The sequence below is a fragment of the Candidatus Magnetobacterium casense genome (genome assembly GCF_019173545.1).
In the GTDB taxonomy this organism is placed as follows: Bacteria; Nitrospirota; Thermodesulfovibrionia; order Thermodesulfovibrionales; family Magnetobacteriaceae; genus Magnetobacterium; species Magnetobacterium cryptolimnobacter.
In genome coordinates this window covers 1-7,783 of record NZ_JABXWD010000159.1, presented here as the reverse complement: position 1 = coordinate 7,783, position 7,783 = coordinate 1, and the positions used below count along the sequence as shown (strand labels likewise).

The 7,783-nt window shown below is 47.8% G+C and carries 8 protein-coding genes; 6 read left to right on the top strand and 2 right to left on the bottom strand.

Going from position 1 to position 7,783, the window contains the following annotated elements:
* Positions 1–24: 24 nt before the first annotated feature.
* From HWQ67_RS09710 to HWQ67_RS09685, 6 genes are all read left to right on the top strand, one after another.
* Positions 25–351, top strand: a complete 327-nt coding sequence (locus HWQ67_RS09710; protein ID WP_218252491.1) for a hypothetical protein — start codon at positions 25–27, stop codon at positions 349–351.
* A gap of 553 nt (positions 352–904) precedes the next feature.
* On the top strand, positions 905–2,152 hold the full coding sequence (locus HWQ67_RS09705) for a sulfite exporter TauE/SafE family protein (RefSeq protein WP_218252490.1): 1,248 nt from the start codon (positions 905–907) through the stop codon (positions 2,150–2,152).
* A gap of 3 nt (positions 2,153–2,155) precedes the next feature.
* The gene (locus HWQ67_RS09700) at positions 2,156–2,854 is read left to right on the top strand and encodes a hypothetical protein (RefSeq protein WP_218252489.1); all 699 of its coding nucleotides are present in this window, start codon (positions 2,156–2,158) and stop codon (positions 2,852–2,854) included.
* A gap of 18 nt (positions 2,855–2,872) precedes the next feature.
* Positions 2,873–5,158 carry a sensor histidine kinase gene (locus HWQ67_RS09695; RefSeq protein ID WP_218252488.1) on the top strand — a complete coding sequence of 762 codons (2,286 nt, stop codon included), beginning with the start codon at positions 2,873–2,875 and terminating at the stop codon, positions 5,156–5,158.
* A 21-nt stretch (positions 5,159–5,179) separates the two neighbouring features.
* Complete coding sequence (locus tag HWQ67_RS09690) at positions 5,180–5,602, top strand: response regulator (protein ID WP_218252487.1); 423 nt, start codon at positions 5,180–5,182, stop codon at positions 5,600–5,602.
* A 16-nt stretch (positions 5,603–5,618) separates the two neighbouring features.
* Complete coding sequence (locus tag HWQ67_RS09685; protein WP_218252486.1) at positions 5,619–6,251, top strand: YdcF family protein; 633 nt, start codon at positions 5,619–5,621, stop codon at positions 6,249–6,251.
* 42 nt (positions 6,252–6,293) lie between these two features.
* On the opposite strand, the gene HWQ67_RS09680 is transcribed toward HWQ67_RS09685, so the two are convergent.
* Together HWQ67_RS09680 and HWQ67_RS09675 are read right to left on the bottom strand one after the other, a co-directional pair.
* Positions 6,294–6,827 carry a hypothetical protein gene (locus HWQ67_RS09680; protein WP_218252485.1) on the bottom strand — a complete coding sequence of 178 codons (534 nt, stop codon included), beginning with the start codon at positions 6,825–6,827 and terminating at the stop codon, positions 6,294–6,296.
* 298 nt (positions 6,828–7,125) lie between these two features.
* Positions 7,126–7,476: a hypothetical protein gene (locus HWQ67_RS09675; protein ID WP_218252484.1), complete on the bottom strand. Its 351-nt coding sequence runs from the start codon at positions 7,474–7,476 to the stop codon at positions 7,126–7,128.
* Positions 7,477–7,783: the final 307 nt, after the last annotated feature.

Sequence of the window (7,783 nt, the reverse complement as noted above, 5' to 3'; positions counted from 1 at the left end):
CAATAAAAAATAAAGGAGGACGTTATGAAAAAGTTTCAGGTGTTAGTTGCAGTATTGATGGTAACTTTGGTGGTGGTTATCCCGGTCAACGCCATGTGTATGATGAGCAACATGGGCAATGGTGGTGGCAGCACGGGTACTCACAACAACATGGGCAATGGTGGTAGTCACGGTAACATGGGTAATGGTGGCAACACTGGCAACCACGGTAGTACAGGTAGTCACGGTAACATGGGCAATAGTGGCAACACGAACAATCACGGCAACACTGGCACTCATAACAACATGAACGTTTGTGACAACACAGGTGACGACACTGGCATTTGTGGCAACATAGGCAATGGTAAATAGTACGGCTAGCTCCAGTCCAACCCTTGCTGCCAGTATAGGTGGTGGCATGGGGTTGGATTTAACGTATCTTCTTTATATTTCATGGTAACTATACTTTTACGCATACTGGATTCCTGGTCAAGCCAGGAATGACACACTTAGAAAACGTCCGTAACTGTCATTCCGCAGCCTGCCCCTGGCTTGAACAGGGGAAAGCAGGAATCCATGCCTTTTAAACGTGAAATAAAAATTACCCTGCTTTTTTGAGAGGATACGATTGAACTTTATTTGTTTTTATAATCTGTGGGTGCAAGGAATCCTTGCATGCAAAAAACTGCACGTCCTGATTCTTTCCCAAAGGTGCAATAAAAACATGCACTAAAGCCCTGCAATAAAAACATGCACTGAAGCCCTGCAATAAAAAGTTGCACCCCCCCTGCCTGTCGTTGACGCTATATCCGTTGAAAACGGTGGTCTTTGTTGGTGGCATGTTATCTGCAATTACCCGGTCACGCATTGAATAGCAAGGCAACAACAAACCAACAAAACTATATACATACTTTTAGGAGGTATAATGGGCATAGGACGCAGGATATTTGAGGTTTTGAAGTCGGCTTCCATAGCGCACGCCAAGTGGGACTATGAGGTGTCGATGAGCATCGTTAAGAACAAAAAGAGGGTGTGGTTGCTCCTTGCCGGTATCATACCGATACTGGCGGTGGCATTTGTGGAGGCCGGAGACTTTATAGGCGCCAAGACGGCATACGGCCCGGCGTTTTACTCTACCAAGATATTTGTTGTTTCCATAGCAATTGGCATGGCCGCAGGACTCATCACCGGTTGCATAGGGGCAGGTGGAGGATTCATCATCACACCGGCGCTGATGGCCGCAGGGGTCAAGGGAATCCTGGCAGTGGGCACCGACCTGTTCCACATCTTCGCCAAGGCAATTATGGGCACCACCATACACAAGAAACTGGGCAACGTCTCCGTGAAACTGGCCGTGGCCTTCCTGGTTGGCTCCACCTTCGGGGCGCTTATCGGGGGATACATCAACAAGACACTCTATGACTTTAATCCACTGTTGAGTGAGGCATTTATCAGCCTGATCTATGCCGTGCTGCTGGGCTTTCTTGGGGTGTATGCACTGATCGACTTCCTGAAGACCAGAAACGCCCCCGACACCGGCGACGTCCACGGCGGCGGCTCAGAAGCCCCAGGCATTACGTTCAAGGTGCAGAATATACACTTGCCACCGATGATAAAGTTCGACGAAGACTACGTCCCCGGTGGCAGAAGCATCTCCGGCGTGATCGTCGCCCTGGGCGGTGTGATTGTCGGTGTCATGGCTGCCATCATGGGGGTTGGAGGGGGATTTATAACCTTCCCAATGTTTGTCTACATCTTCGGTGTCTCCTCGATGACCACCGTTGGTACCGATATACTACAGATAATCTTTACCGCAGGCTTTGCCGCCATCACGCAGTACGCCATATACGGGTACGTGTTTTATACGCTGGCCATGGGCATGCTCCTTGGCTCCCTGATAGGTATCCAGGTGGGGGCGCTGACAACAACGGTCGTTAAGAGTGCCCATATCCGTGGCTTTTATGCCGTGTCCATATTGGCCGGATTCATTAACAGGGTTACCACGCTGCCAAAGAAGTTTACCGAACTGGACGTGATAAATGTTCCCAAATCCGTCAGCTCCTTCATCGAAAGCACCGGTAATATAGTGTTTTGGGCTGTTGTTGGTTTTTTTGCCGTGTGGATATTTGCCAAGTTCTTTGGAAATCTCAAGAAATTCGCGGGGGAGGCGTAGGTTATGATTAAGAATACGGGAGCTTTTTTTAAGGGCATAGTAATTGCGGCTTGTTTTTTCGGCCTGCTGTTTCTCATCTTCTCACCCGTCTTTGGTGATGGCAAAAATGGTCTGGTGTATGCCGACGATATGTTTAATAAGCTGGCCAAGGGTTCTTCCCACTTTATACCGGCGCTGATCGAAAGCAATAAAAAGAAGGACGAACGCCCCATATCGGTGACGGTCAACCTGGACAAGCCGGAGGAGGCAGAGTTGGCCGGTAAGCTGTTTACGGCAGCCGGAGTCAAGGCCGGCGTAAACAATGGCGCCCTGAGCGTGGAGGGGTCACTGGGCAAGCTCCTTGGGGTAGTGCTTGAGGACTCTGAGGCCATGTTTCAAAACAAAGGTGAACAGTTGGAGGCCAGGTACGCACAACCCGGCAAGACCGTAATGAAGGCCTGGTGGGGCGCCCTTTCCAAGATGACCAAAAAGCTCGAAAAGGACGGCAAAGTCAAAGAAGCAAAGGACGTCAACACGGTAGTCAAAAAGGCCGTGGAACCGGCATATAATTTTTATGGTATACAACCGCAGAAGGTTTCTGATAAACTAATGTTGCTGATTGGACTGTTGGTGTTTTACGTGTTTTATACCATAATGTGGGGTTATGCCATATTCTTTGTGTTTGAGGGATTGGGGCTTTCAATGAAGAAGGCCAAACACTAGATTCGGGCAGATAAGACAATGGGCAAGGGGTTATCGAGAGTGTTTTCCAGATATCTTACCCTGAGCAGCATCAAGTATCTAAGCAGGGTGTTACTGATAATAACCCTGCTTTTGATGGTAACGGTGCTGTTTCTGGAGTGGATGGCGGCAGCGCAGGTGCGGGAGCTTGTCATCTCCAAGTTCAACCTGCAACAGTTGTTATTGGCCCGTGGGGCGGCAACACAGATCAAAAACAACGTTGACCTGATAACGGACAAACTCCAGATGATCAGATACTGGCCCGTTGACAGATACAACGATGACGATCACCTGATGCGTCAACTCAGGAGGTCTCTTGAAAGCTCAAGGGACAAGGGTCTGCTTCTGGTCAGGGTAATTGACAAGGACGGACGTATCAGTTGCGTGCTGGACAACGCCCGGTACAACAAGACCAACCCATACGCCAGAGACAGTGTATATCTGACGTGGGCCAATGTAACCACTACACCACGTAATGCCCCCAACAGCGTCCTGTTAAGCGAGGTCTACGCCATCCCCTCAGCCGGTGACAAGACCATGCTGTTGATGGATATGGCCGTGCCCCTCTGGGAGCAATCGGGCGTCTCAGGGTTACCCGGCACCTTTAAGGGTGTCATGGTCTTTACGGTGGATGTCAACTCACTCATAAGCAAGGTAGCCGGCACAATCACCTCCGGCAAGACCGGGTATGCCTGGGTGATTGACAACAATGGCCTGTTTTTATATCACCCTGAGACTACCTTCATAGGCAAAAATGCCTTTGAGGCCAGAAAGCAAAAGAAGTCACTCGTGTCCTTTGAGCAGATAAACAAATTGCAACGTGAACTGATGCTCATGGGCAAGGAGGGCATGAGTCTGTATCAATCGGGTTGGCACCTGGGCAGTGAGCACGCCTGTACCAAGCTGATAGCATTTACGCCTGTCAATGTTTCGGTCAGTTCACACACGTGGTCTGTGGCGGTGGTTGCGCCACTGAGCGAGGTGGAGGATGAGGTTCACTCTATCCAGTTGAGGCAGTTTGTCATCGGAGGAGTGTTCATATCGGTGTTGATCCTGCTGTTTGTGTTGATAATCCGGATCCTGACCAGTTGGACTAGCACGCTGACAACTGAGGTCGATACAAAGACCAGGGAGCTGCGTAAGTCCGTCCGCCAGTACCGGTCGCTGGTGGAAAATGCCCACGACGTGATTTTTTCGGTTGACAGGGATACCAATATCCTTTCCATGAACATCTTTGGCTACCTGTTTTTCAAGACCAAACCCAAGGAGGTCTTGGGCAAGGGTATTGGTGGTCTCTTTGCCCAGGAGGCCAGGGAGCTTGTGCTAAAGGCAATCAGGGATGTCTGCGACTTCAACGTAAGCAAACAGAAAACGGTTAGCCTCAACATAGACGGCAAGGACTACTGGTTGAGCATAAATTTTACCCCGTTGCTTGATGAGAAGGGTTCGATGTATGCGGTTCTGGGCATAGCGCGTGATATAACCGAAGAGTTTCTGATAGAGCAGAACATGATTCGCACAGAAAAGCTGGCCTCTCTTGGGACGATGGTGGCCGGTGTTGCCCATGAGATAAACAACCCCATGGCCATAATACTTGGTTTTACGGACATGCTCTCAGAGAAGATACCGCCCGGATCGGACGTCTACGATATCCTGAAGATCATCGAAAAACAGGCCAACAATGCCAAACGGGTCGTTGAAAACCTCCTGAGCTTTGCCCGCTGCACGGAGCAGACCAAGCCCGATGAGCGGATCGAACTTGTGGGGATAAATGAGATCATAGAAGAACTGTTTTCATTTATCGGAAAAAACCTGAAACTAAAAAAGATAATCGTCACCAAGAACCTCTCCGATGCAGTGCCTGTGGTGCGTGCAGACCCGGTGGAACTTCAGCAGGTGTTGTTAAACATCATAAATAACGCCGAGTTTTCGATGAAGGGCGGTGGTGCGTTGACGGTGTCAACCGACAGCATTGATGCCGGCAGTGGTGTTGAAATCAGACTTGCGGACACCGGCGAGGGTATCCGGAAGGAGCATCGTCTGAAGGTCTTTGACCCACTGTTTACGACAAAGAAGGTCGGCGAAGGGACAGGACTTGGTTTGTCGGTCAGCTATGGTATAATAACCAAATATGGCGGTACTGTCCGATTTGAAACAAAGACGGCAGAAGAGTCGGCTGACACCGGCACAACGTTTATCATCACGTTGCCCGCAACACCGGCGGAGACCGTTATAACGGAAGAACACGCTAAAACAGAGGAATTACACACAAACGTTTTAACTTAAATCTTATACAGAGGAGACATTATGCCAGAGAAAATACTGATAGTAGACGACGAACCAGACATGCTCAAGCTACTATCCATGATCATAAAGGACAAGACCCCCTACGGAGTGACGACCACCAACAATCCCCTGGAGGTAGTCGATCTGCTTAAAGCCGGCAGTTTTGAGCTGATCATAGCCGACCTCAAGATGCCCGGCCTCGATGGCATTGAACTACTGGATGCCATAAAGAACATAGACAACGACCTGCCAGTTATAATCATCACGGCATACGGAACGTTTGAAACGGCAACCGAGGCACTCAAAAAGGGTGGCTTTGACTTTATCACCAAGCCGTTCAGGAAGGAACAGATACTCTATACGATAGACAAGGCGCTGAAGTGGTATGCCCTGCAAAAGGAAAACCGGCAACTACGGCAGCGTCTGCAGGGCCTGCAACAGTAGGAGGGATAATCAGGCAATGCTTATAGACAGAAGATCAAAACACAAGGGACGTCTGATAAAACGGGCGGCTATTGTCATGGTTGTGCTTTTGATAGTCCTGTATTTCTTTCACGTACCTATCCTGAACTACATGGCCAGTCAACTTGTGTATAAAGACGATGTCAAGCCCTGCGATGCCATTGTTGTACTGACCGGGGATGGCACTGGTGAGCGTCTCATGGCTGCGGTTGAGTTACTCAAGAAGGGATACGGTAAGTACATAGTGTTTTGGGGTGGACCGATCTATTGGAAGATAACGATAGCAGAACTCTATCTGAGGCAATTAAAGGACAGCGGAGTGGAGCCTGAATATGCCGTGTGGTCTGATGAGAGGCTTAGTCAGGTTAGTACGGATGGCGAGGCACAGGTCAACATGCGGTTGTTAAAGGACAGGGGTGCGAGGTCATTTATCCTGGTCACGTCTCATTATCACACTGCCAGGGCACGAAACGTCTACAACCCCCTTGCTGTCGGCAACGGCATGACCATGGTTGTCTATCCGGCAGCAGATTCAGATGTAAATCTCCAGGGGTGGTGGAGATATAGAAATAGTGCCAAGGTCATCTTCATCGAGTTTCAAAAGACCATATGGTACAAGCTATTTCAGTAACGCCACCTGATTAATACCCACATAGTTCAGATGAAACCCGGTTTAGAAGTATCGGGGTTTAAACTTCTCATCGTTTAGTATCCTGACCGTGTCGCCACTTTGCCCGATAACAAACAGACCTTTCTGGTATGCATATCTATCGACTCCTTTGTTTATGACAATGCCTGCTACGGCGCCAATAACAGTCAGATTAGCGTATAGAGGAAAGGCTTGTTTGAACTTTAACAGTCTATTCAGATGATCATTTACATCGTCTACCCCTAATGTACTTTTAACCTCTATTGCTACTACATAGTCACCATTAACCGCTAATATGTCTATTTCCATTTTAGCGCTTTCCTCATCGCTTTCAGCGCCTTTGAAAATATTCTTTATAACGATTCCTTTTTCCTGGAACATTTTCTTTGTAGCCGGTAATACTAACCCTACGACAAAGTTTCCCCACTTTCCCGCTAGTGTATTAACAGTCTCCCGTGTTTCTTTAAGTCCAGCGACTACTTCTTTGAGTTCCCTTGCTGTTTCTTCAGAGCTTTTTCTAATTACTTCAAAGCCTGTCATTACATCTTCAAATGTCATATCGTTACCTCCTATGTCTTTATTATAGCAAATTTCGATTGGATTAAATACAGAATATGCGGCATTTTTACGGGGTCAAGGGGACTGGTCCCCTTGCGGGGGGGTCTGAAGGGGGGCGGAGCCGCCCCTTTCTTTTCTTGTATCGCACACAATCGAAACGTGCTATAATATGCGATCATTAAGTAAAAAGCTCCCACATGGTTTTGTTAAGTCTTTTGGCAGGCTTGCAACACCCGGCAATGTTGTCGTCGCAGAGAAGGTTGGCGTTCTTCTTTGCGGTGTAAATCTTGGGGGATTCTCATTTCGGGTAGAACTTTTTGTTTTTCAGAAACGGGATGGAGCGAGCGTCATTTGTACACACTAATTTTACGCCACTTACGGCAATAATGGCAACAATGTGCGGATCATCAAAATCCCTGTTGTTAATGTGTGCCTTGTACTCCTCTTCCTTGTCGTCAACAGTAGCATCGTCGATATAGACAATCTTACCGGCCCTGTCAAATGCTTTTAGAACATTCCGCCTGGTTTTCATCTCTTCCAATTCTTTAGCGTATGTTGAACCTCCATAAACAATCTTACCATTACCTCTTGTGATCCATTCAAAGACAGGCTCAAACTCATGGTGTTGGGCATTATCTGTATCAAACACACGACTGATACAATTTGTGTCAATTACGATGCACATTATTGCAGCCTCAGTATTGAAAGGTCTTCCTTGATGAAGAAGTTGTAAAATGATTCCGGCATACCTTCCTGATATTTACCGTTAGGCAGAATTTCTATTGGATGTACGGTATTGACGCCATTTTTTTGCTCAAAGAAAATTACTTGCGATTCTATGCCGCAATCGTATCCTCTTTAAAAAGCATGGTAAAATTAATTTCATGGTTTAAAGGCATGGATTCCTGCTTTCGCAGGAATGACAGTTACAGGCTTTTTCCAAGTTTGTCATTCCT

Bases quoted from the DNA above. Each gene is read 5' to 3' on its own strand.
- HWQ67_RS09705 (WP_218252490.1), top strand. From the start codon at position 905: ATGGGCATAGGACGCAGGATATTTGAGGTTTTGAAGTCGGCTTCCATA.
- HWQ67_RS09700 (WP_218252489.1), top strand. From the start codon at position 2,156: ATGATTAAGAATACGGGAGCTTTTTTTAAGGGCATAGTAATTGCGGCT.
- HWQ67_RS09685 (WP_218252486.1), top strand. From the start codon at position 5,619: ATGCTTATAGACAGAAGATCAAAACACAAGGGACGTCTGATAAAACGG.
- HWQ67_RS09695 (WP_218252488.1), top strand. From the start codon at position 2,873: ATGGGCAAGGGGTTATCGAGAGTGTTTTCCAGATATCTTACCCTGAGC.
- HWQ67_RS09710 (WP_218252491.1), top strand. From the start codon at position 25: ATGAAAAAGTTTCAGGTGTTAGTTGCAGTATTGATGGTAACTTTGGTG.
- HWQ67_RS09680 (WP_218252485.1), bottom strand. From the start codon at position 6,827: ATGACATTTGAAGATGTAATGACAGGCTTTGAAGTAATTAGAAAAAGC.
- HWQ67_RS09690 (WP_218252487.1), top strand. From the start codon at position 5,180: ATGCCAGAGAAAATACTGATAGTAGACGACGAACCAGACATGCTCAAG.